Source organism: Nocardia sp. NPDC055029, from assembly GCF_053608525.1.
In genome coordinates this window covers 112765-134836 of sequence record NZ_JBSGVQ010000007.1, presented here as the reverse complement: position 1 = coordinate 134836, position 22072 = coordinate 112765, and the positions used below count along the sequence as shown (strand labels likewise).

The window sequence follows — 22072 nt, the reverse complement described above, 5'->3', positions numbered from 1 at the left end:
AGGAGCACCGATGGGCATACCTGCAGCGCCGCACTACGACCGCCGCGCCGCGTCCCGGGTATTGGCCCGCCTGGCGGCCCCCGGGCTCTTCACCGTCGCCGAAGCCCCGTCAGCGGTCCGGATCACTGTTCGCGCCACCGCATTACAGCCTGAGCCGGGCAGCTCGCTGACGCAGTCCCAGCGGATGTATCTGGAACGCTTCCTGCGTCCGTGCCGTCCGGAGCAGGTGACCAGCGCGACCCATCGCATCACCTGGACCGACAGCGCGGGCATACCCAACACCGGGTACTTCCGCACCGGCGGCGCCGGTCCCGAGCTCGCGGTGGTGGCCAGGGAAACCGTGCTGGCGCTGTGGCGTTCGCTGGCGGCGTCGGGTCTGGTCGAGCGGTCGGCCGCCCTGACCGAACCCGATCTCGCGGTGCTGGCCGCCACCACCACCGATCACGATCCGCACGAGATCTTCCGGGTCGGGGTGGAGGCCACCGGGCGCGCGTTGACCCAGCACGGGCTCATCGCAGCCGACACACCCTATCGGAACGTCGTCGAATTCGCCAGGGGGATGCGCGATTCCGGCATCTTCGCCGCTGTGGCGACCCGCTGGTTCTGGGAGTTGCAGGCCTCGACCTTCCGGCGCGGGATGATCCCGGTGCGGCTGGCCACCCAGCCGGACGGCAGCGTGCGCTACACCCCCGACTCCATCACGGTCCTGCGGGCGATGAAGGACGCCACCATCGGCGACGCGCGCGCGGTGATGCGCCGCGCCACCACCGAGGAGGGACTCGACGTCGAGGCGGCCGTCGCCAAGTACCACGACGATCTGGATCTGATCTCGCGCCAGTACGCGCTGCTGCCCGCCGAATCCCGGCCCGCCTGCCTGGCGGCCGCACCGCAGGCGGTCGACGGTGCGGCGGTGCACGTCCTGGCGACGGTGGTCGATCGGTTCGTCGAGACGTTCGCCGCGCTGGCGGGCACGGTGGAGGTTGTCGAGGACACCGCCGAGCGGGAACCGGACGGTGCGCCGCTCGGGGACGACGGCGTCTTCTATGTCCCCGACATGAGCTGCAAGCACTGTGTCCGCACGATCACCGCGCTACTCGAATCGATGGACATCCCGGTCGTCGAGATCGACCTGGAGTCCAAGCGGGTGATCGCCCGAATCCGCAGTCCGCGCAATCGGTTCCGCGTGTTCGAGGCCCTACGCGACGGCGGCTACAACCCGGTAGACGACGTGCAGGCGCAGGCGCCGGGCGCGGCGGTGGGATGACGCCGCCGCCGGCTGTTCCCGCCGCGCTCCATCCGTTGGTCGCGGCGTTCCTCGACGACCGGGCTGCCGTGCGCGCGGCCCTGCACCGGTTCGGGTCGCCGGTGCATCTGGTGTTCCCGCAGGTGTTCACCGCGAATCTGGCCGCATTGCGCGGCGTACTCGACGGAGCAGCCACCAGGTACCGGATCTGCTACGCGCACAAGGTGAATCGTTCCGCGGCGTTCGCGGGCACCGCCGCCGCGGCGGGCATCGCGGTCGACGTGGCCTCCGCGCGGGAACTGCTGTCCGCGCAGGCCGCCGGGTTTCCCGCCGACCGGATCGAGGTGACCGGACCCAAGGGCGCGGCGATGCTGCGGTCCGCCCTCGCGGCGGGCGTGACGATCAATGTCGACAATCTGTGGGAACTGGAGACCCTGGCCGGGCTGGTCGAGCCGGGCACCAGTGTGCCTGTGCTGCTGCGCATCTCGGGGTTCCCCGGTAGCTCGCCGAGCCGGTTCGGGATCGACCTCGGTGACGCCGGGGCAGCGTTCGACCTGCTGACCCGACACCGGGATCGGCTGCGGCTGCTGGGTTTCGCGTTCCACCTCGATACCGCGGCCACGGCGGAACGCGTCCAGGCGGTCGCCGAGTGCCTCGACCTGGTCGAGCGCGCGTACGGGCACGATCTGACGCCGACGGTGCTCGACATCGGCGGCGGGCTGCGGCAGGTCTTCACCGCCGACGCCGCGGGCTACGACGCCTACGATCACGCGCTGCGCGCCGGACTCCTCGGCCATGGCCGCGCAGTGCACTGGGGCAGCAATACTTTCGGCTATCACGTGGCCGACGGCGCGATCCACGGCGGACCGGTGTTCCACAAGTACGCCAATACCGAATCCGCCGCCGGGATCCTGGCCGATCTGCTCGGCGCGCCCCTGCCGGGGCACGGCGGGCGGGCGTTGAGCAGGGTGCTCGCCGACAACCTGCTCGAGCTGTGGCTCGAACCCGGCAAGGCGCTGGTCGACCAGGCCGGGATCACCCTCGCCCAGGTCGAATTCGTCAAACGCGCGGGCAACGGGGCGACGCTGGTGCATCTGGACCTGAGCCGCGACACGGTCACCGCCGCCGACCAGGAGGTGCTCATCGATCCGATCGTGCTCGCCGAACCTGCGGTATCCGCCGCCGTCGGGGTGTATTTCGCCGGTCACCTGTGCTTGGAGCGGGATCTGATCACGCAACGGCAGGTGCGGCTCGCCGGAGTGCCCGCACCGGGCGATCCGGTCGCGTTCGCCAATACGGCCGCCTATCACATGGACCTGTCCGCGGCACGGGCCAGCATGCACCCGGCGCCGGCGAAAGTCGCTGTGCTGCACCGGGACGGCGAGTTCGACCTGTGCCCCGACGCGGACTATCGGCCCGAGGTGCGGTGATGGTCTACACCCACATCACCGAGCTGATCGGCAACACTCCCCTGCTGCGCCTCGACCCGGCGGTCCACGGGCTCGCCGACGTCGACCTGTACGCGAAACTGGAGTCGCACAATCCGTTCGGCTCGGTCAAGGACCGGGTCGCCTGGGCGATGATCCGCGCCGACCTGGAGCGGATCGCCACGGACGGGCAGTCGTTCATCGAAGCCTCCAGCGGCAACACCGCCAAGGCGTTGCGGGTGCTCGGCGCGCTGCACGACATTCCGCTGCGCGCGGTCACCAACCGGATCAGGGTGACCGAGGTCAGGCAGCTGCTGCAGCTGCTCGGCACCGAGATCGTGGAACTGCCCGGCCTGTCCGAATGCCCCGATCCCCATGCGGCCGACGATGTCTCGGCGGTCATCGCGCAGACCACGGGTCAGGCCCCCGGCCGGTGGTTCCATCCGTCGCAGTACACCAACGACCGCAATGTCGAGGCGCATCTCGACGGTACCGGTACCGAGATCGCCACCGATCTCGCCGAGGCGGGGATCGCGCACCTGGACTATCTCGTCGGTGGCCTCGGCACCAGCGGCTCCACCCGTGGCACCGCCACCGCGCTGCTCGCCCGGCATCCTGCGCTGCGCACGATCGGGGTGGTGTCGGACCGGTTCGACTTCATCCCCGGCATCCGCTCCGAACGCGAGATGTGGGATGTCGGCCTGTTCCGGCCCGATTTCTACGACGACATCGTCACCATCGACTCCGCTGCCGCCATCGAGGCCACCCTCGAGCTGGTGCGCGGCTACGGCGTACTGGCCGGGCCGACCAGCGGCGCCGGCTACGCCGCCGCCCTGCGCACCCTGTCCGACGCGCCCCGCCCGGCCGACCGGCCGCTGGTCGCGGTCCTCATCGTCTGCGACCGGCTGGAGCCGTACCTGTCCTACTTCGCCAAGCGCAGGCCCGACCTGTTCGGCAAGTCCGCCGCACCGGCCGCACCCGGCCCCGACGACACCGCCGCCGCCCCGACGCTCACCCCCGCCGCGCTGGCGGAGCTCGACCGCACCGGGCGTCCCACCGTCGTGGATACCCGTGGCGCCATGGCCTATCGGGTCGGGCACGTGCCCGGCGCGCTCAATATCCGCGACGACCAGCTCGACGAGATGCTCGCCCAGGGCGTGCCGTTTCCCCGATCACGACCGGTCGTGTTCGTGTGCCCGGTGGGTGAGACCTCGCTGCGCTTCGCCGCACTGGCCCACCGCGCGGGCTATGACGCGTTCAGCCTCGCGGGTGGCATCGTCGCCTGGCGCGACGCGGGCTACCCGCTCGAACGCGGCGGCTGATCACACCAGCACGCGCGCTGCCCGGCGGGCGGTCGAGAGCGGGCTGCGCCGTCCCGCGGTCGCCAGCAGGGCAGGCAGCGGGCCGCGATAGCCGTCGGCGAGCAAGCCGACGACTGCCAGGAACCGGGCGACGAACCGTTGCGCTGTCTGCTCGTCGAACCGGGCGATCGGGTAGATGAACGAGCCGTCGATCCCCGCGGGGGCGCCGTGCGGATCGTAGTGATCGGTCAGGCCGAACTCGAGATCGTGCTTGGCCCTGACCACGCCGGTCGGCACCTCGGTGATCGAGATGCCTGGCGCGGGAGCGGGTTCGGCAGTGCTGCGCGCGGCAGGGCCGCGCTGCAGGATCAGCGTCGCCTGGAACAGGGGCAGCGCGGCGTCCTGGAGGAGGCAGCGCTTCAGGCGGGGGTTGGGCGTGTCGGGGTGTGCGTAGGCGGCGAGCGCGACGCGGCGCACCTGGTCGATCAGCTCGTCGACATCGCCCGCGCGGTCCAGGCGCACCCGCATCAGCACGTCGTCGGAGAAGTTGCCGACGAGGTCGTCGAGCAGGCGGTGGTCGCGGCCCGACACCGCGGTGGCGACCGTGACATCGGCGCTGCGCGCGAACGCACCGACGGTCACCGCGAAAGCGGCCTGCAAGACCATGAACAGGCTGGCCCGTCCGTCCTGGGCCAGCCGCAGCAGACCGGCGTGGGTCTGCGGGTCGAACGAAATCGGCAGCAGCGCGCCTGCGGCCGGGTCGATCGGCGGTGACTGTTGTTCCCGCGCAGGCAGATCGAGTAGCGCGGGACGACCGGCCAGCGCGTTGGCCCAGTACCGCAGCTGATGGGTCGCGCGGCTCCACTCGTCGGTGAACTCGCCCAGCTGGGCGTGCTTCCACAGCGTGTAGTCGGTGTAACTGACCGGCAGCGGCGACCACTCCGGGACACCGCCGCCGCGGCAGGCCGGATAGGCGGTGACGAGGTCGCGGATCAGCGGGCCCATCGACCGGCCGTCGACTGAGATGTGGTGCACGACCAGCGCGAGCACGACATCGTCGGGGCCGAGCACGAACAGCCGCGCCCGCACCGGCAGGTCGCGGGTGAGATCGAAGGGGCGTGCGGCCAGTGCGGCCACCGCGGTGTCGAGTTCGGCGTCGGTGACAGCGCATTCGGTCACGTCGAGCTCGACGTCAGCAGGCTCGACGACCCGCTGGGCAGGGCCACGATCGGTCGCCGGGTAGGTGGTCCGCAGCGGTTCGTGCCGGGCGACCAGGCATTCGAGCGCGGACCGCAGCGCGGTCACATCGATGGCGGCACCGCGCAGCCGGATGGCGCGGGCGACGTTCCAGTCCGCGGACCGGCCGAGCCGGGCGGCGTGCCACATCCGTTCCTGGGCGGGCGCCAGCGGCACGTGCGCCGGGCGTGGTCGCGGCGCCAGCACTGCTACCGGCTGCGCGGGCGGCCGGAAACACACCGGCTCGGACACGGCACGCGACGGTGCCGTCAGGATGCCGCGCCCGGCATCGTTTCCCCCCGACCTCATCCCCGACCCGGGGTCGAACACTCGTCACAACCTCCACTCCCGTACCGAACAGATTCGGAACGCTAACGAGGCGATGTGAACGAACAGTTGCCGGATTGTGACCATGCCCGGTCGGTCCGGCCGCGGGCCGGCGTCGGAGATGTCGCGTCTGTCCACTTTCCGGGAAAAACGCCCAAAAGCCGCGTTAGAGTGGCCTCGGGAAGCGGAGCGAGGAGCTGGTTGGTGTCCATCGGGAAATTGGTGTCGTTCGACGGGTCACGGGGTTTCGGGTTCATCCGGCCCGACGACGGCGGGCCCGATGTGTTCGTCCACGTCAACGACATCGGGCTCGACGAGGACGAGTTGCGCCAGGGCAGGCTGTTCGAATTCGACGTCACCGAGGGCGATCGTGGCCCCAAGGCGATCAATCTGACCGCGGTGGGCCATGCCGCGCCGCCGCCGAAATCGCGCAAGGACCGCGCGGCAGGCGATCGCCTCGGCGCCGACGAGCTGCGCAGGCAGATCACCGAACTGCTGCTGGAAGCCTCGCCCGCGCTGACCGCGGCCGAGATCATCACCATCCGCGACCGCTTCACCCTCTTCGCCGACGAGCACGGCTGGCTCGACAGCTGACCGCGACACCGCCGCGCTCGATATCCGCGCGATGTCGGTGGGCCGCCCTACGATCGAACCCGCACCGATGAATCGGGTGCGCTCGCGCCGTCGACACGGGTGAACCCACTCGCGAGGAGGATCGGATGGATCTACCGGTGATGCCGCCCGTGCGCCCGATGCTGGCCAAGTCGACGCCGTCGCTGCCCCGCGAACCAGGGCTCGCCTACGAACCGAAGTGGGACGGATTCCGCTGCATCGTGTTCCGCGACGGCGACGAGATCGAATTGGGTTCCCGCAACGACCGCCCGCTCACCCGGTACTTCCCCGAACTGGCCGAGCTGCTGAAAGCCGCACTGCCGCAGCGCTGTGTCATCGACGGGGAGATCGTGGTCGTCACCGATCAGGGCCTGGATTTCGACACCTTGCAGCAGCGGCTGCATCCGGCGGCGTCGCGGGTGAACAAGCTGGCCGTGGAGACACCGGCCAGTTTCGTGGCATTCGATCTGCTCGCCCTCGGCGATCGCGACCTGACGAAGGAGCCGTTCACCGAGCGCAGGCGCGAACTCGACGCCCTGCTCGATGCCGCGCCGGGGCGGATCCACCTGACGCCGATCACCCACGATCCCGATGTCGCGCAGGACTGGTTCACCCGCTTCGAGGGCGCGGGCTTCGACGGGGTGATGGCCAAGGCCGACGATCTGCCCTACCTGCAGGACAAGCGGGTGATGCTCAAGATCAAGCACGAACGCACCGCCGACTGCGTGGTCGCCGGGTACCGGCTGCACAAGGACGGCGAAGGGGTCGGGTCGCTGCTGCTCGGCCTGTTCGACGACAAGGGCAACCTGAACCATGTCGGGGTCGCCTCGAGCTTCACCGCGGCCCGGCGGCGCGAACTGCTCGGCGAGCTGGCGCCGCTGCGGGAGAACGCGCTCGACAATCATCCGTGGCGCAACTGGGCCGACGCGGTCGCCCAGGCCGGCGCGGACGGCAAGATGCCCGGCGGGGTGAGTCGCTGGACCGGCGGCAAGGACCTCTCGTGGGAACCGTTGCGGCCGGAGCTGGTCGCCGAGGTGCGCTACGAGCACGTCCAATCGGGACGCTTCCGTCACGGCGGGCGGCTGGTCCGATTCCGCGCCGACCGCACCCCCGACTCGTGCACCTACGCCCAGCTCGACGAGGTCGCCCCGGCCGAGCTGGACGCGATCTTCGGAGCGCAGCGATGAGCGCGGCCGTCGACGTCGAGGCCGACGGCCGCACACTGTCGATCAGCGACCCGGACAAGGTCTATTTCAGCAAGCGCGGCGAGACGAAACTCGAGCTGGTCCGCTACTACCAGGCCGTGGCCGGCCCGCTGCTCGGCGTGATCGGGGGCAGGCCGCTGCTGCTGGAACGCTATCCCGACGGCGCTTCGGGCAAATCGTGGTTCCAGAAGCGGGTCCCCAAGTCGGCGCCGGAGTGGCTGCAGACCGTCGAAGTGTCCACCCCCAACGGCACCACCAGCGACGCGCTGGTCGCGCACGACCTCGCGCACATCCTGTGGGCGGTCAATCAGGGCTGCCTCGGCTTCCACGTCTGGCCCAATCACGTGCCCGATCTGACGATCGCCGACGAGCTGCGGATCGACCTCGATCCCTCGCCCGGCATCGGTTTCGACGATCTGCGCCGCGCGGCCGTGCTCACCCGCGACCTGCTGAGCGAACTCGGCATCGACTGCCGGATCAAGACCTCGGGTTCGCGCGGGCTGCATATCTACGCCACACTCGAGCCCCGCTGGGACGGCTACCAGGTGCGCGCGGCCGCCGTGGCGCTGGCACGGGAACTCGAGCGCAGGCATCCCGAGGAGATCACCGCGCAGTGGTGGAAGGAGGAACGCGGCTCTCGCGTGTTCGTCGACTTCAACCAGAACGCGCCGCACAAGACGGTGTTCGGCGCCTGGTCGGTTCGTCCCAAGGTCGGCGGGCAGGTCTCGACTCCGATCACCTGGTCTGAACTCGACACCGTCGTCCCCGACGAGCTCACCCTCGCGACCGTCCCTGCCCGGCTCGCCGAACTGGGCGACCCGTGGGCCGATCGCACGCCGCAATCGATCGAACCGCTGCTGGCGATGTCGGAACGCGACATGGCCGACGGTCTGATGGACGCACCGTGGCCGCCGCAGTATCCGAAGATGCCGAACGAGCCGCCGCGGGTGCAACCGAGCCGGGCCAAGAAGGCCGACTGAGACCTATTCCTCGGTCCAGGGCACCCAGCTGCCGGTGCCTGCCTTGCCCTCGCAGACCAGCGCGTGGTTGTCGGAGGTGCGCCCCGATTTGTCGACCGTCGGATCGCAGCGCTCACCCGCGGTGTAGTAGGACCCGGACACCTTGAACGGGCCCGACCAGGTGTAGTTGCCGTCGGCCTGCAGGCACAGCAGGGTCGCACCGTCTGCCGCCACCCCGAGCAGTCCCGCCCGGTCGGCCGAACAGGGTGTGCCCTTCTCGACGACGCCGCCCGACGGGCTCACCACCGGAACGGTCCCGGTCGCCGTCGGCGCGCCCTGTGAAGGCAGCGTCGTCGTTGTCACCGAGGCCGTTGTCGTCGTCTGGGCCAGCGTCGGCACCTCGATCTCCAGCCCGCCGAAGGCGACGAGCCCGACCGCCGCGACAGCGGCCACCTCCGCGATTCCCAGCAGCAGCGCGAACAGCGCCATTCCCCGCCCCCGCGGATGCCCGAACGACAGCAGCCCGAACACGATCGCGATCGGGAACAGCAGCACCAGCGCGGCGGCGAGCGCGATCATCGCGTACGGGTTCACCCGCGGCTGGTCACCGCGGCCATGACCCTGGCCACCGTCCGCCGGCGTCGCGTGCGGCCAGCGCTGGCCGTTCCAGCGCCGATCCTCGGTTTCCTCCTCGGGGTCGTCGTCCCATTCGTCGTACCGTGCCATCAACCCCGGGTCCCTCTCCGATCCCCCCGGCGCGGAAACATAACAAACTTGCAACGCCGGGTTTGGACGAGGATAGGGACTTCGAGCCCGTCGGTCAGCGCAAACGGCAAATGCGCTCCTGTGCGGTCCGCACCGGATCAAGGGGGATGGATACCGGTAACGAACCGGCAAACCCTTTGCCTCGTCCCCCGCTTCGGGTCCATGCTGGTCACAGGTACCAGTGCGCGCATTTCGAGCTCGCGAGGAGGACCCCATGCCCGGCAGCACCATCTCGGCAGACGAGCCCGGCTGGCATGCCCAAGCCGGCGACCTGCTCGCCGACGACTACAACGTTCCCGGCATCATCGCGTGCGCGATCGGCGTCATCAGCCTCGCCTGCACCCTTGTCGCCGCGGGATCGGGGTATGCCGGGTACGCGGTGCTCGCGGGCGTCGCCACGGGGGTATTCCTCCTCGGTGGCGCCGCGGCGCTGCTGTTCGAGCACCACCGGGAGGAGCGGATCGAGCAGCTCTACGGGCGCAGCGGGCACGCGCCGGGACATATCGACCCGCAGCGCTACGGCGCCAGGGAGATCGCGGTCCCCCATCCCGCCCAGCGCAGGCTCGGTTCCTAGCCGGCCACGCCCGGCCGCGGTTCCACGCTCGGCATCGTCTCGGTGATGACGGTGAGCAGGGTGTCGGCGAGCAGACGGTGCACCTGATCCCTGGTCAGCGTGCCGCGGGTGATCCATTCGCGCCCGGCCACCTTCACCAGCCCCGCGTAGGCGAGGACCAGCGCGCGCAATTGTGCGCTGTCGGCCACATCGGGGCGCCCGATCATCACCAGCATGCGTTCGGCGGCGGCGTCGTCGGCCTGGTCGAGGATCTGCTGCACCTCGGGATCGTCACCGACACCCTCGTGACTGGTGACCTTCACCCAGGTGGTGCCGTGCTCGGCGATGGTGTCGAGCAGCCACGTGACGATCGCGTCGACCCGTTCGCCCGGCGTGCCCTCGGGGATGGACACCTTATCCGGGCGCGGCAGCGTCACCATCCGGCGCACGACCGCCAGGTACAGGTCGCGCTTGTTGCCGAAATAGTGGTTGATCAGCCCGCGGGCGACACCGGCGCGCTGGGCCAGTTCCGCGGTCGACACCGCCGCGTAGGGCCGTTCACCGAACATGTCGATGGCACAGGCCAGGATCTGCGCGCGTCGCTCGTCGGGTTCGAGCCTGCGCCTGCGCGGCGCGTCTGCGGTGTCGGTGTCGAGCGGGGAAATCGGGCTGCTCCGTCGGGTTCGGTGGCCGCCGCGCGGTTGCGGCAGCGGTGCACCACGATACCCAGCGGGTCCGTCGAGCGGCCAATGCGACAATAAGTGTCGTCCCCCGCTCCCGCACGAAGGAATGCCGCACTCCCCGATGACCGAGAACATGATCGATCCGGACGAGTTGGCGACCTGTCTGCGGGTATTGGAACGAGCCGGGCAGCTGGAGAAGGAACACCCCGATTCGATCGCGGTGCAGCGCGCCGTCGGGCACATGTTCAAAAAGCTCAAGCAGCGCCGACGCGTCGAGGCAAGGGAGCAGGTCGCCACCGCCGACCGCGCGGTCATCGCGGCAACGGCCACCGGCTCGCCCCAGCGCATCGACGACGAGACCGCGGGCATCCCGATCAGCTCGGCCACCACCGGTGCGAGCGCCGGCACGCTGCTGCGTGCGCGTCCCTGCTACATCTGCAAGCAGCGCTACACCCAGGTCGACGCGTTCTACCACCAGCTGTGCCCCGAGTGCGCGGCCGCGAGCCACGCCAAGCGCGACGCCCGCACCGACCTGACCGGCAAGCGCGCCCTGCTCACCGGTGGCCGCGCCAAGATCGGCATGTACATCGCGCTGCGGCTGCTGCGCGACGGCGCGCACACCACGATCACCACCCGCTTCCCCAACGACGCGATCCGCCGCTTCGCCGCGATGGAGGACAGCGCCGACTGGCTGCACCGGCTGCGCATCGTCGGCATCGATCTGCGTGATCCGGCGCAGGTCGTCGCGTTGGCCGAGGACGTCGCCGCGCAGGGCCCGCTCGACATCCTGATCAACAACGCCGCCCAGACCGTGCGCCGCTCGGCAGGCGCCTACAGCGCCCTGGTCGACGCCGAGACCGCGCCGCTGCCCGCAGGCGTTCTGCCGGAGATGGTCACCTTCGGCAAGACGATGCAGGCCCACCCCACCGCGCTGACCGCCTCGCTGACGCCGTCGCTGTCGGCCGCCGATGTCGCCGAGCTGGCGCTGGTCGCGGGCTCGGCCACCCCGGAGCGGATCGCGGCGGGCGTGGCGATCGACGCGGGCGGCCTCGTCCCGGATCTCGCGCACACCAACAGCTGGGTGCAGACCGTCGCCGAGGTGGACGCCACCGAGCTGCTGGAAGTGCAGCTGTGCAATTCGGTCGCGCCGTTCATCCTGGTGTCGCGGTTGCGTCCGGCGATGGCCGCCGCGGCGGGCCGCCGCAAGTACGTGGTGAATGTCTCGGCGATGGAAGGCCAGTTCAGCCGCGGCTACAAGGGGCCTGGCCACCCGCACACGAATATGGCCAAGGCCGCGCTGAACATGCTGACCCGCACCAGCGCGCTGGAGATGTTCGAGGCCGACTCGATTCTGATGACCGCGGTCGACACCGGCTGGATCACCGACGAGCGCCCGCACTACACGAAGGTGCGCCTGGCCGAAGAGGGCTTCCACGCGCCGCTGGACCTGGTCGATGGCGCCGCCCGCGTGTACGACCCGATTGTGCAGGGTGAGAACGGCGTCGACCTGTACGGCTGCTTCCTCAAGGACTACCAGCCCTCCCCCTGGTAGCCGCGACCCAAGCGATGCCGAACCGGAATGTTGATCATGATTCCGGTCGCCGATCGGATACCTATTCTGAATAGGTGCCGTTCCGGGTGTTGGCCGATATCATCGCCGTCACCCACGTCGCGTTCATCGCGTACGTGGTCGCCGGCGGTTTCCTCGCGTGGCGGTGGCCACGCACGATCGGCCTGCACCTGCTGGCCGCGTCGTGGGGATTCGCCACGATCCTGATCGGCTTCGACTGCCCGCTGACCCATGCCGAGAACTGGGCGCGCAGGCAGGCCGCGATCGCCGAGCTGCCTGCGAGCGGTTTCATCGACCACTATCTGACCGGGGTGATCTATCCCGACAGCGCGCTGGGATTGATACGGGCAATCGCGGCGGCGGCGGTGCTCGTGTCCTGGATCGGCTATGTGCGCCTGCACCAGCGGCACCGCCGGTTCAGTTCAGGTGCCGTGTGATCTCCCGCGCCACCTCGGCGGGCTGTTCGTCGAGGTAGAAGTGCCCACCGGGGAACGTGCGGATGCTGAACGGCCCGTCGGTGACCGTGCGCCACTGTTCGGCCTGCGCGAGAGTCGTCGTCGGGTCCTCGGTACTGACCAGTGCGACGACCGGGCAGCTCAGCTGGGCTCCCGGCTGGTACCGGTAGGTCTCGACGGCCTGGTAGTCGGCGCGCACGGCGGGCAGCACCAGATCGGCCAGGCCCGGCTCGGTGCGCAGCAACCGCACCGGCGCGGGGTCGGTGGCCAGACGCTCGAGATCGTCGATGAGTGCGGCGTCGGAGCCCTGGTGCAGTCGCCCGTTCTCGACGAATGCCGGTGCGGGACGGCCGGAGACGATGAGCTGATCCACCGGCTGACCCGCCGTGGCGAGCCGCCGTGCGGTCTCGTAAGCCACGGTCGCGCCCATACTGTGCCCGAACAGCGCGCGCGGCCGGCCCGGCTGCCGCAGCAGGTCCGCGGCGATCCGGTCGGCGAGCTGGTGCAGGTCGGTGATCATCGGATCGCCGAGCCGATCCTGGCGGCCCGGGTATTGCACGGCGGCGACGTCGACCCCCGGTCCGATGTGCCGAGCCAGTTCGCGGTAGAAGGCGGCCGAGCCACCGCCCGGCGGCAGGCAGACCAGTTGCCTGCGCGGCGCCTGATCCGGTCGCAGTATCCGAACCCATTCCGTCGCAGCCGTATTCACGCCCACCTCACCCTCCTTCACCATGATCGCCGCGGTTAGGCTGGTCGAGGTGACCACCGCGCAGCAACTCGTGCACGCCTACGAGACCGGGCTCGGACTCGCGGCATTGGCCGGGGCCGACGAGCCGGATCCGGGTGACCGGCTCGCGGCCACGCTACCGGTGTGGGCCTTGGCCGCGGGCTCGGTGGCGGCGGTCAGCACGGCCGCGAACCGGATCCGTGCAGCGCATGGCCTGCCGACCAGGCCCGCTGCCCTCGATCCGGCCCGGATCGGCGCGGCGTTCTCCAGCGAGCGGCTGTTTCGCCGCGGTGGCAGCGCGCCGTCGATCTTCGCCGAATTGTCCGGCTTCTTCCGCACCGCCGACGGGTGGGTGCGCACCCATGCCAACTATCCGCACCATCGCGACCGCCTGATCCATGCCCTCGGCCTGCCCCCGTCTGCCGACGCCGCGCAATTCGCCGCCCGATCGGCCGCCGTGCCCGCGGCCGAGGTCGAGGACGTGGCGGCCGCCGCGGGTGCGATCGCCGTGCGCGTGCGCACCGAGGCCGAATGGGCGGACAGTCCCCTGGGCCGGGCGGCGGCGGCAGGTCCGCTGGTCACGGTCGATCGACGCGACCCGGGCGAGCTCCCACCGGGGACCACGTGGCGCCCCACCGCCGAGCACCCGTTGCGCGGCATCCGGGTGCTCGACCTGACCAGGGTCCTGGCGGGGCCTGTCGCGACCCGCACCCTCGCGCTGCTCGGCGCCGATGTGCTCCGCGTGGATCCGCCGCAGCTCCTCGAAATCGACTGGCAGTTCGCCGATACCTGTCAGGGCAAACGGTCGACCCTGCTCGACCTGCGCACCGACCTCGCGACATTCGAGGACCTCCTGTCCGCCGCCGACGTGCTGGTGACGGGCTACCGGCCGGGTGCGCTCGCCGCGGCGGGCGTGCGGGTGACGCGCCCTGATCTCATCGACGCGTCCGTCTCGGCGTGGGGCACCGCAGGCCCGTGGGCAGGCAGGCGGGGTTTCGACAGCATCGTCCAAGCGGCGTCGGGTATTTCGCTGCTCGAAGGTGCACCGGATCGTCCGGGTGCGTTGCCCGCGCAGGCGCTCGACCACGGTTCCGGGTATCTCCTCGCCGCGGGCGTCCTGGACGCACTGCTCGCGCGCGCCGACGACGGGGCCGGTCGCGACGTGCGAGTCTCGTTGGCCCGCACCGCTTCCTGGCTCCTGGGAGGTGATCGCGCCCCTGATCACGCCGCCGCGGCGGCGCCCGATCCGCTGGCGACCGTCACCCACGGCGAACTCGTCACTGCCGCACCGGCATTCGCCGAGTACGACGACTTCCGCTGGCCCGCACCGCCGTACGGGTCCGCGCAGCCGTTCTGGACCGAGCTACCGGACACACGCACCTGACCTGTCGCGCGGATCCCCTACCGGGCAGACGGTCTCAGCGCCCCGCGAGCGCGCGCACCGCCTCCGCCAGCTGATCACCGTCGGCGACCACCTCGCCCGGATTCAGCAACCACAGCACACCCAGGCCCTGCGCGAGGACAAAGTACAGCCGGCTGATCGCGTCGGCCTGTGCCTCGTCGAGTTCCGGATGCGCCGCGCGCAGATTCGCCGCGAGATCGGTATAGGCACGCGACAACTGGTCACCGAGCTGGGCACGTGCCTCGTCGGAGCGCACGATCCGCACGATGTTCTCCAGACTGGCCAGCATCGCCTCGTGGTTGTCGGCGAACACCGCGGGCATTCCGTTCCAGAGCCGGGTCAGGCCGGCCAGCGGCGATGTACCTGCGCCCGCGTCGATCAACTCCTCCATCGCGTCACCGATCGCATTGCCGAGCGCCTCGCTCAGCGCCTCGGTGACCAGCCGTTCCTTGGACCCGAAGTGATAGCCGATCGCGGCCAGACTCACCCCCGCGGCCGTAGCGATATCGCGCGCGGTCGCCTTGGCCACGCCGCGTTCCAGGATGACCTTGCGCGCCCCCGCCAGTAGGTCTTCTCGATTGCCCATGCCCCGAGACTACCCGACCGTCTTAGACATTTGTACTAGACATACGTGCAACCCGTGTGTTAGACATATGTCTAAGACATTCGTTCTCCAGACGGGAAACACCATGACCACCACCAGCCCCCTGCACGTTCTGGTCTCCGGCGGCGGTATCGCGGGCAACGCGGTCGCACTTCAGCTGCTGCGCAGCGGCATTCGCACCACTGTCGTCGAGCGGGCCGCTGTCCCCCGCCCCGGCGGCCAGGCCGTGGATCTGCGTGGACCGAGCCGGGAAGCGGCCGAGCGGATGGGCCTGATGGAGGGCATCCGCAAGTATCAGCTCGACGAGCGCGGCATGTCCTACATCGACGGTGACGGCCGCGTCTACGCCCGCATGGCGATGGAGGATTTCGACGGCCAAGGCGCGGTCGCCGAGATCGAGATCACCCGTGGCGACCTCAACCAGGTCCTGCTCGACGCGCTGGCGACCGCCGACGACGGCCACCTCGACTACCGCTACGGCGAGTGGATCGACCAGATCGAGCAGGACGACACCGGCGTCGCGGTCACCTTCGCCTCGGGCCGCACCGAACGTTTCGACCTGGTGATCGGCGCCGACGGCGTGCACTCGGCGACGCGCAGGCTCGTCTTCGGCCCGGAGGAGCAGTTCAGCACCAATCTCGGCGGTTACGGCGCGTTCTTCACGATGCCGACCCCGCCCAACGTGGAGCCCGGCTGGTTCGGCATGCGCCTGGTACCCGGCGCCATGCTCGGTATCCGCCCCGACGGCGACCCGGCGACCGCCAAGGCGATCATCACCATCCGCACCGACGCCGACCCCGCGCTGCGTCGCGACCCCGACGCCCAGCGTGCCCTGATCCGCCGGGCCATCGGCGAGGCCGGGTGGCATGCGCCCGCGGTTCTCGCCGCCATGGAGACCACCGCCGACTTCTACTTCGACGAGCTGGCCCGCGTCGACGTGCCCGACCTGGCCGTCGGCCGTGTCACGCTGGTCGGCGACGCGGGCTACTGCGGCTCCCCCATGACCGGCATGGGCACCGCGATGGCCGTGGTCGGCGCCTACGTGCTCGCGGCCGAGATCGCCGCCACGCCGGCGGACCCGCACGGTGCCCTGCGGCGCTATCAGGACGCGATCACGCCGTTCCTGGCCAAGGCCAAAGAGATTCCCGGCGGCGGTATCGCGATGATGCTTCCGCGCACCAAGCTGATGACCAGCCTGTCGAAGGTGAATGTGCGGATGATGATGTCGCGTCCGATGCGGCCGATCACGAAGAAGATCTTCTTCGGCCACACCGAGGAGTTCACCCTGCCGACCTACTGATCGCCCGGCCCGGACCTCCCGCGGGATCCGGGCCTACCGCCGCGGTTACGCTCGACCTGTGGCACAGCAGATCATCCTCGATGTCGATACCGGAATCGACGATTCGCTGGCGTTGCTGTATCTGCTGGCGTCACCGGAGGCGCGGATCATCGGGATCGCCGCGACCGCGGGCAATGTGCCGACCGCGCGGGTGGCCGCGAGCACCCTCGCCCTGCTCGATCTTGCCGACGCCGACGAGATCGAGGTGGCCGCGGGCGCGGACGGACCGCTGGCCGTGCCACTGCGCACCACCGAGGACACGCACGGCCCGCAGGGCCTCGGTTATGCCGAGCTGCCTGTCTCGACACGTCCGCTGTCGGACCGGTCGGCGGCGCAGATGTGGGTGGACCTGGCTCGCGCGAACCCCGGCTCGGCGATCGGCCTGTGCACCGGCCCGCTGACCAATCTCGCGCTGGCCCTGCGCATCGAACCCGAACTGCCCCGGCTGCTGCGACGCCTGGTGATCATGGGCGGCGCGTTCAACCATCCGGGCAACACCACGCCGACCAACGAGTGGAACATCCACGTCGACCCCGAGGCGGCCAAGGAGGTGTTCGACGCGTTCTCCGCGGCCGCGCCGGATCGCAGACCGCTGGTGTGCGCGCTCGACATCACCGAGTCCATCGAGATGCGGCCCGAGCACCTGGCCCGGCTGGCCGAGGCCGCGCACAGCACGCCGATCGAACGGGTCGCCGCAGGCGATGCCCCCGAATGGCGTTCGACGGCAAGCAATCCGATCATCCGGTATCTCGTCGACGCGGTGCGGTTCTACTTCGACTTCCACCATCTGTACGACCTGGGCTACCTCGCGCACATGCATGATCCGTTCGCGGCGGCGGTCGCGCTGGACCCGGCTCTGGTGCTGACCCGCCCCGCCACCGTCGACGTCGAACTGGCGGGCACCATCACCCGGGCGACCACCGTCGCCGACTGGGCGGGCATGTGGGGCAGGGAACCCAACGCCGACATCGTGATCGGCACCGACCCCGCCGTCTTCTTCGAACGTCTCGTCACCCGCGTCGGCGCCTTCGCCCGTCGCCTGTACCCGGAGCCGCCCTCGTGACCGTCGATACCGCCGCCTATCTCGCCGACTTCCGCCGCCGCCTCGAGCTGCCCGCGATCGTCGACGTGCACACCCACTTCATGCCCGACCAGGTCATGCAGAAGGTGTGGGCGTACTTCGACCAGGTCGGCCCGCTGACCGGCCGTCCGTGGCCGATCACCTACCGCGACGACGAACAGGTCCGGCTGAAGACCTTGCGCGACTTCGGCGTCCGCGCGTTCACCTCGCTGGTGTACCCGCACAAGCCGCAGATGGCCGCCTGGCTCAACGAGTGGACCGCCGAGTTCGCCGCCCGCACACCCGACTGCCTGCACACCGCCACGTTCTACCCCGAACCGGAGGCGCCCGGGTACGTCCGCGCCGCGATCGAAGGCGGCGCGCGAGTCTTCAAGGTGCACATTCAGGTCGGCGCGTTCTCACCGCTGGACCCACTGCTCGACCCCGTGTGGGCGATCCTGGCCGAGACCGGTGTGCCCGTGCTCATCCACTGCGGATCCGGGCCGGCCCCCGGCGAATTCACCGGCCCGGCGCCCATTGCCGAACTGCTGCGCCGCTTTCCGGCGCTGCGGCTGATCATCGCGCATATGGGCACCCCCGAGTACAGCGAGTTCCTCGACCTGGCCGAGCGGTACCCGCGGCTCCACCTCGACACGACGATGGTGTGGACCGACTTCAGCGAAGGCGGGGCGCCGTTCCCGCCCGCCGAGCGGGAACGGCTGCGCCGCTTCGCCGATCGCATTCTGTTCGGCAGCGACTTCCCCAACATCCCCTACCCGTACGCCGAGGCCGTCCAGGCGCTCGAGCGGCTGGATCTCGGGCCGGACTGGCTGCGCAAGGTGTGCCACGACAACGCGGTCGCGCTGTTCGACCTGCGCTGATCAGGCGGGAATCGCCATCCCCTCGGCCAGCAGCGGCCAGGAGTTCTTGAACGCCTTCTGCCAGTAGCCCCACGAATGGGTGCCCTGGGTCGACACGTCGAAGGTGGCGGGAATGTCGAGCTCGGCGAGCCGGTCCTGCAGGTTCTTGGTGCACCAGCCGGTCGCGGCCTCGATCACGCCGCCGACCACGATCTGGTTGGCCAGGCCGACCGGCCCCCACGTGACCAGGTGCGGGTCGCCAAGCGTGTCGTGCTCGCCGGGCAGGCCGTTGCCGTTGGAGATGTAGAGCTTGGTGCCGCGCAGACCCTCGGCATTGACGACGGGATCGTTGGCGACCCACTCCGGGTCACCGGGCGGGCCGTACATGTTCGACGCGTCGCCGCCACCGGTGCCGACGACGACGTTCACGAACTGCCTGCCCACCGGGTCGCTGATCTGCGCGCAGCCGCTGTAGGCCGCGACCGACTGGAACAGGCCCGGTTTCGCGATCGCGAGCTGCAGCACCGAGGTGACCGTCATGGAGTTCGCGGCGATCGCGTTCCGTCCGGTCGTCTCGAACATCGTGTCGACGAGCGCGGGCAGCTCGTCGAGGAAGAAGGTGCGCCACTTGTTCACGCCCAGCCTGGGATCCGGTTCGCGCCAGTCGGTGTAGTAGCTCCACGCACCGCCCACCGGCATGACGACATTGACGTCCTTGGCTGCCAGGAAGTCCACGACATCGGTGTTCTGTTCCCAGGTCGCGGTGTCCTCGCCGCCACCGGCGCCGTTCACCAGATACAGCGACGGCCGCGGCACCGAGGTGTCCACGGGTCGCTGCACCTTCACCCAGACCTCGCGCGCCATGGCCGCCGAGAAGATCCGCACCGTCACCTGGCGCCCGTCGACCGAGGTCACCTCGGCCCGCGACCCGTCGACAGCGACCGCCCGATTCGTCACCACGGCACCGGATTCCGGCGCCTGCGCACCGACGCCGCCCGCGCCGAGCACTGTCGAACCCACGGCGACGAGCACCGCCACCAACGCCGAGACCGCGCCGCGGCACCTCATCGATCGAGCCTCCTACTGAAAACCGACCACTCAGTGCGGTCGGTCCCAGTATCGGCAGAGATCACATCACCGTTACCGGTTCCTTACCGATTCGTCACCAGAAACAATGACACCTGGGCGAATTAGGACGCCGCCACCGTGAAGCGCGCACGTCGGTGAACCGGGCGCTCCGCCTCGTCGAGCAGGGCTACCGCGAAATCCTCCATCGAGATGGTCGACACTCCGTCGACGTCGACCAGCAGTTCGTCGGCGCCGACCCGGTAGCTCCCGCTGCGTTCACCCGGAACCAGCTCGGCGGGCGGACTCAGATAGGTCCAGTCGGCCTCCACATCGGCTCGGCACGCGGCGAGTTGTTCGGCGCAGGCCTGCGCGATCGCGGCGAGTTCGGCGGGGAAGTCCGGGGTTTCGTGCAGCAATGCCCCGGCGCCTGGCACCGCCAGCGTCGCCGCACCGCCCACGACGAGCAGCCGCACACCACTGCGGGCCACACCGTCGAGCATCGCCGCCGCGACCACCGGCAGTTCGGTCTCGCGCCCGGCCGCGGGCCGCGTCGCCGCGATCACGAGATCGTGACCGGCACTCAGCTTTTCGACGTCGTCGGCGGACCCCGCGTCACCGATGCGCACCTGCACGCCGTCCGGCATCTCCACAGCCCGCCGCACCACCGCGGTCACCTCGTGCCCACGCGCCACCGCTTCGGCCACCACCCTGCCGCCGACGGCGCCACCCGCTCCGAACACCGCGATCCGCATGATCAATCCTCCTGTGCGACAACCCGACTCACTGACACGTCGAATATATCTCAATATTGAGTTAGTTAATCATGATGTATCTCACTGTTGAGATATCAGTGGCCGGTGAGCTTGGAGGCGTAGACGGCGAGGCGGACCCGGTTGTCGGTGCCGGTCTTCTCGAGCAGGTTCGCGATGTGGGTCTTGACGGTGCTCACGCCGAGATGGAGGCGGTCGGCGATCTCTTGGTTGCCGTGCCCTTCGCCGACCAGGCGCAGGACGTCGAACTCGCGAGCGGTCAGATCGGGTGCGGGGACCGGGTCGGGAGCCGATCGGGCTTCGATGGCCCGGTTCACCAGGCGGCGCAGGAGGATAGGCGAGAACAGCAGGTCGCCGTCGACTGTGCGGCGGATGGCGTCGAGCAGGACCTCGGGGTCGGTGTCCTTGACGAAATACCCTGCGGCTCCGGCGGCGAGGGCGGGGAACAGGTGATCGTCGTCGTCGAAGGTGGTGAGCACGAGCACCTTCGCGCGCGGCGACAGGGCGAGGATCCGCCGGGTGGCCGCGACGCCGTCGACGCCGGGCATGCGCAGGTCCATGACGACGAGGTCGGGCGCGAGTTCGGCGAACTGCCGCACCGCCTCCACGCCGTCGGCCGCCTCACCGACGACGGCGAGGTCGGTGGTGTCCTCGATGAGCATCCGCAGGCCTGCCCGCACCAGACGCTGGTCGTCCACCAGCAGCACCGTGATCACGCGTCGGCTCCCCGCACCGCTACGGGCAGCCAGGCTCGCACCACCCAGTGCCCGGCGTCGGCGCCGACGGAGAGGTTACCGCCGGCGAGGGCGACCCGTTCGCGCATCCCGACGATGCCGTGTCCCGGCGGTGCCGGGGTGTCGCGGCCGCCGCTGACCACCTCGATGCCGATGCCGTCGTCGCGCTTGCCGATCCGGAATCGCACGGGCACACCGCGATCCGCGTGTTTCATGACATTGGTCAGCGATTCCTGGACCAGCCGCAACAGCGTGAGTCTGCTCATCGCGTCGAGCGTGGCGAGTTCGGTGCCGATGTCGGCCTCGACGGTGAATCCGGCGGCGCGGGCCCGGGTGAGCGCGGCGGTGACCTCGCTGACGACCGCGTCGGCTTCGACCAGCGAGACCGTCCCGAGCGCGGGATCACGCAGCGCCGCGAGGAAGCGGCGAATGTCGGCCAGCGCGTCGGCCGCGGTGCCGCGGACATCGTCGAGAACGGCGACGATGCGCGGATCTGCTTCCCGCACAACATGTCCGGCGACCGAGATGCGCAGAATGATCGAGGCCATGTGGTGGGCGACCACATCGTGCAGTTCCCGCGCCATGGCCGCGCGTTCGTCGACGCGGGTTCGCGCTTCGGCCTCGGCCGCGCGCATCCGCAGGTTCTCCGTGAGGTCTCGCTGACCACGGAGGTACAGCCCGAGCAGCAGCGGCAGCCCCACATACGCCACGGCCTCGACGACGGTGGACGCCCGGCCGATGGACGTGTCGTGCAGGCCGACCCGCCCGAGGACGACGGCCGCCGCCCAGCACCCCGTCGCCACCCACACGATGCCGCGCCGATGCGTGCGCGCGACGACATCGACCAGCGCCACCGCACCGAGATAGGGCACCAGGCCCGACACGCCCCAGGCCGGTGTGCGCAGCATCGGCACCGCGAGCGCGGACAGCACGATCGACACCGCCAGCGGCCACCGAGCTCCGGCGAGGAACACCACACCCGCGGTGACGGCGAGCACCCAGTAGTGCGCAGGCACCCGGTACTGCCCCGGGTAGGTGCTGGCCAGCAGCAATACCGGGATCAGCACCAGCGGCAGCCAGCGCAGGAGCCGCCGTGGATCCCGGTGTGCGCTGATGTCGATCACGCACCCACGGTAGGTGACGGAGCACGGCTAGCACGCGATCGGCGCGTC

At 70.1% G+C, this 22072-nt stretch carries 22 protein-coding genes; 13 read left to right on the top strand and 9 right to left on the bottom strand.

Annotated elements, in window-relative coordinates:
- The first annotated feature begins 10 nt into the window (after positions 1–10).
- From ACWF9G_RS09320 to ACWF9G_RS09310, 3 genes are read left to right on the top strand one after another with little or no spacing between them, the layout of a single operon-like run.
- A complete protein-coding gene (locus ACWF9G_RS09320; protein ID WP_452514690.1) occupies positions 11–1264 on the top strand; it encodes a heavy-metal-associated domain-containing protein in 1254 nt (417 codons plus the stop codon).
- Positions 1261–2673, top strand: a complete 1413-nt coding sequence (locus tag ACWF9G_RS09315) for a decarboxylase (RefSeq protein WP_452514689.1) — start codon at positions 1261–1263, stop codon at positions 2671–2673. The genes ACWF9G_RS09320 and ACWF9G_RS09315 overlap by 4 nt, the downstream gene beginning before the upstream one ends.
- Positions 2673–3992: a pyridoxal-phosphate dependent enzyme gene (locus ACWF9G_RS09310; protein WP_452514688.1), complete on the top strand. Its 1320-nt coding sequence runs from the start codon at positions 2673–2675 to the stop codon at positions 3990–3992. Before ACWF9G_RS09315 ends, ACWF9G_RS09310 begins: the two co-directional genes overlap by 1 nt.
- Here the strand turns inward: ACWF9G_RS09310 and ACWF9G_RS09305 are convergent, their stop codons facing one another.
- The gene (locus ACWF9G_RS09305; RefSeq protein WP_452514687.1) at positions 3993–5459 is read right to left on the bottom strand and encodes a condensation domain-containing protein; all 1467 of its coding nucleotides are present in this window, start codon (positions 5457–5459) and stop codon (positions 3993–3995) included.
- Positions 5460–5735: 276 nt separating this feature from the next.
- On the opposite strand from ACWF9G_RS09305, the gene ACWF9G_RS09300 reads away from it, so the two are divergent.
- From ACWF9G_RS09300 to ligD, 3 genes are all read left to right on the top strand, one after another.
- On the top strand, positions 5736–6128 hold the full coding sequence (locus tag ACWF9G_RS09300) for a cold shock domain-containing protein (protein ID WP_379308251.1): 393 nt from the start codon (positions 5736–5738) through the stop codon (positions 6126–6128).
- Positions 6129–6253: 125 nt separating this feature from the next.
- Positions 6254–7333 carry an ATP-dependent DNA ligase gene (locus ACWF9G_RS09295; RefSeq protein WP_452514686.1) on the top strand — a complete coding sequence of 360 codons (1080 nt, stop codon included), beginning with the start codon at positions 6254–6256 and terminating at the stop codon, positions 7331–7333.
- Positions 7330–8331: a non-homologous end-joining DNA ligase gene (ligD, locus tag ACWF9G_RS09290; protein ID WP_452514685.1), complete on the top strand. Its 1002-nt coding sequence runs from the start codon at positions 7330–7332 to the stop codon at positions 8329–8331. Before ACWF9G_RS09295 ends, ligD begins: the two co-directional genes overlap by 4 nt.
- Before the next feature lie 3 nt (positions 8332–8334).
- On the opposite strand, the gene ACWF9G_RS09285 is transcribed toward ligD, so the two are convergent.
- A complete protein-coding gene (locus ACWF9G_RS09285; protein ID WP_452514684.1) occupies positions 8335–9036 on the bottom strand; it encodes a hypothetical protein in 702 nt (233 codons plus the stop codon).
- Between the two features lie 253 nt (positions 9037–9289).
- Here ACWF9G_RS09285 and ACWF9G_RS09280 point away from each other — a divergent pair, with 253 nt between their 5' ends.
- A complete protein-coding gene (locus ACWF9G_RS09280; RefSeq protein ID WP_379308255.1) occupies positions 9290–9649 on the top strand; it encodes a hypothetical protein in 360 nt (119 codons plus the stop codon).
- Here the strand turns inward: ACWF9G_RS09280 and ACWF9G_RS09275 are convergent.
- Complete coding sequence (locus tag ACWF9G_RS09275; RefSeq protein WP_452514683.1) at positions 9646–10386, bottom strand: TetR/AcrR family transcriptional regulator; 741 nt, start codon at positions 10384–10386, stop codon at positions 9646–9648. The genes ACWF9G_RS09280 and ACWF9G_RS09275 overlap by 4 nt on opposite strands.
- Before the next feature lie 46 nt (positions 10387–10432).
- Here ACWF9G_RS09275 and ACWF9G_RS09270 point away from each other — a divergent pair, with 46 nt between their 5' ends.
- Entirely contained in the window at positions 10433–11863 is a 1431-nt protein-coding gene (locus ACWF9G_RS09270; RefSeq protein WP_452514682.1) for an SDR family NAD(P)-dependent oxidoreductase, read from the top strand.
- Positions 11864–11937: 74 nt separating this feature from the next.
- Complete coding sequence (locus ACWF9G_RS09265) at positions 11938–12318, top strand: DUF2784 domain-containing protein (RefSeq protein WP_452514681.1); 381 nt, start codon at positions 11938–11940, stop codon at positions 12316–12318.
- On the opposite strand, the gene ACWF9G_RS09260 is transcribed toward ACWF9G_RS09265, so the two are convergent.
- Positions 12299–13051, bottom strand: a complete 753-nt coding sequence (locus ACWF9G_RS09260) for a thioesterase II family protein (RefSeq protein ID WP_452514680.1) — start codon at positions 13049–13051, stop codon at positions 12299–12301. The genes ACWF9G_RS09265 and ACWF9G_RS09260 overlap by 20 nt on opposite strands.
- Before the next feature lie 16 nt (positions 13052–13067).
- Here ACWF9G_RS09260 and ACWF9G_RS09255 point away from each other — a divergent pair, with 16 nt between their 5' ends.
- Positions 13068–14447 carry a CoA transferase gene (locus ACWF9G_RS09255; RefSeq protein ID WP_452514679.1) on the top strand — a complete coding sequence of 460 codons (1380 nt, stop codon included), beginning with the start codon at positions 13068–13070 and terminating at the stop codon, positions 14445–14447.
- 34 nt (positions 14448–14481) lie between these two features.
- Here ACWF9G_RS09255 and ACWF9G_RS09250 read toward each other — a convergent pair whose 3' ends face one another.
- Complete coding sequence (locus ACWF9G_RS09250) at positions 14482–15051, bottom strand: TetR/AcrR family transcriptional regulator (protein ID WP_452514678.1); 570 nt, start codon at positions 15049–15051, stop codon at positions 14482–14484.
- Between the two features lie 103 nt (positions 15052–15154).
- Between ACWF9G_RS09250 and ACWF9G_RS09245 the strand changes: the two genes are divergently transcribed.
- From ACWF9G_RS09245 to ACWF9G_RS09235, 3 genes are read left to right on the top strand one after another with little or no spacing between them, the layout of a single operon-like run.
- On the top strand, positions 15155–16369 hold the full coding sequence (locus ACWF9G_RS09245) for an FAD-dependent monooxygenase (RefSeq protein WP_452514677.1): 1215 nt from the start codon (positions 15155–15157) through the stop codon (positions 16367–16369).
- A gap of 58 nt (positions 16370–16427) precedes the next feature.
- A complete protein-coding gene (locus ACWF9G_RS09240; protein WP_452514676.1) occupies positions 16428–17471 on the top strand; it encodes a nucleoside hydrolase in 1044 nt (347 codons plus the stop codon).
- On the top strand, positions 17468–18349 hold the full coding sequence (locus ACWF9G_RS09235; protein WP_452514675.1) for an amidohydrolase family protein: 882 nt from the start codon (positions 17468–17470) through the stop codon (positions 18347–18349). The genes ACWF9G_RS09240 and ACWF9G_RS09235 overlap by 4 nt, the downstream gene beginning before the upstream one ends.
- Here ACWF9G_RS09235 and ACWF9G_RS09230 read toward each other — a convergent pair whose 3' ends face one another.
- The 4 genes from ACWF9G_RS09230 to ACWF9G_RS09215 form a co-directional block, all read right to left on the bottom strand.
- Positions 18350–19396: an alpha/beta hydrolase gene (locus tag ACWF9G_RS09230; RefSeq protein WP_379308265.1), complete on the bottom strand. Its 1047-nt coding sequence runs from the start codon at positions 19394–19396 to the stop codon at positions 18350–18352.
- A gap of 122 nt (positions 19397–19518) precedes the next feature.
- Entirely contained in the window at positions 19519–20148 is a 630-nt protein-coding gene (locus ACWF9G_RS09225; RefSeq protein ID WP_379308266.1) for an NAD(P)-dependent oxidoreductase, read from the bottom strand.
- A gap of 95 nt (positions 20149–20243) precedes the next feature.
- Positions 20244–20882 (bottom strand): response regulator transcription factor, encoded by a 639-nt coding sequence (locus tag ACWF9G_RS09220; RefSeq protein ID WP_452514674.1) that lies wholly within the window; start codon positions 20880–20882, stop codon positions 20244–20246.
- Positions 20879–22024, bottom strand: coding sequence for a sensor histidine kinase (locus tag ACWF9G_RS09215; RefSeq protein ID WP_452514673.1), 1146 nt, complete (start codon positions 22022–22024; stop codon positions 20879–20881). The genes ACWF9G_RS09220 and ACWF9G_RS09215 overlap by 4 nt, the downstream gene beginning before the upstream one ends.
- Between the last annotated feature and the right edge of the window lie 48 nt (positions 22025–22072).

What these genes read in the sequence shown, in the direction of transcription:
- ACWF9G_RS09285 (WP_452514684.1), bottom strand. Translation starts at nt 9,036, where the DNA reads ATGGCACGGTACGACGAATGGGACGACGACCCCGAGGAGGAAACCGAG.
- ACWF9G_RS09245 (WP_452514677.1), top strand. Translation starts at nt 15,155, where the DNA reads ATGACCACCACCAGCCCCCTGCACGTTCTGGTCTCCGGCGGCGGTATC.
- ACWF9G_RS09295 (WP_452514686.1), top strand. Translation starts at nt 6,254, where the DNA reads ATGGATCTACCGGTGATGCCGCCCGTGCGCCCGATGCTGGCCAAGTCG.
- ACWF9G_RS09280 (WP_379308255.1), top strand. Translation starts at nt 9,290, where the DNA reads ATGCCCGGCAGCACCATCTCGGCAGACGAGCCCGGCTGGCATGCCCAA.
- ACWF9G_RS09315 (WP_452514689.1), top strand. Translation starts at nt 1,261, where the DNA reads ATGACGCCGCCGCCGGCTGTTCCCGCCGCGCTCCATCCGTTGGTCGCG.
- ligD (WP_452514685.1), top strand. Translation starts at nt 7,330, where the DNA reads ATGAGCGCGGCCGTCGACGTCGAGGCCGACGGCCGCACACTGTCGATC.
- ACWF9G_RS09255 (WP_452514679.1), top strand. Translation starts at nt 13,068, where the DNA reads ATGATCGCCGCGGTTAGGCTGGTCGAGGTGACCACCGCGCAGCAACTC.
- ACWF9G_RS09250 (WP_452514678.1), bottom strand. Translation starts at nt 15,051, where the DNA reads ATGGGCAATCGAGAAGACCTACTGGCGGGGGCGCGCAAGGTCATCCTG.
- ACWF9G_RS09270 (WP_452514682.1), top strand. Translation starts at nt 10,433, where the DNA reads ATGACCGAGAACATGATCGATCCGGACGAGTTGGCGACCTGTCTGCGG.
- ACWF9G_RS09320 (WP_452514690.1), top strand. Translation starts at nt 11, where the DNA reads ATGGGCATACCTGCAGCGCCGCACTACGACCGCCGCGCCGCGTCCCGG.
- ACWF9G_RS09310 (WP_452514688.1), top strand. Translation starts at nt 2,673, where the DNA reads ATGGTCTACACCCACATCACCGAGCTGATCGGCAACACTCCCCTGCTG.
- ACWF9G_RS09230 (WP_379308265.1), bottom strand. Translation starts at nt 19,396, where the DNA reads ATGAGGTGCCGCGGCGCGGTCTCGGCGTTGGTGGCGGTGCTCGTCGCC.
- ACWF9G_RS09225 (WP_379308266.1), bottom strand. Translation starts at nt 20,148, where the DNA reads ATGCGGATCGCGGTGTTCGGAGCGGGTGGCGCCGTCGGCGGCAGGGTG.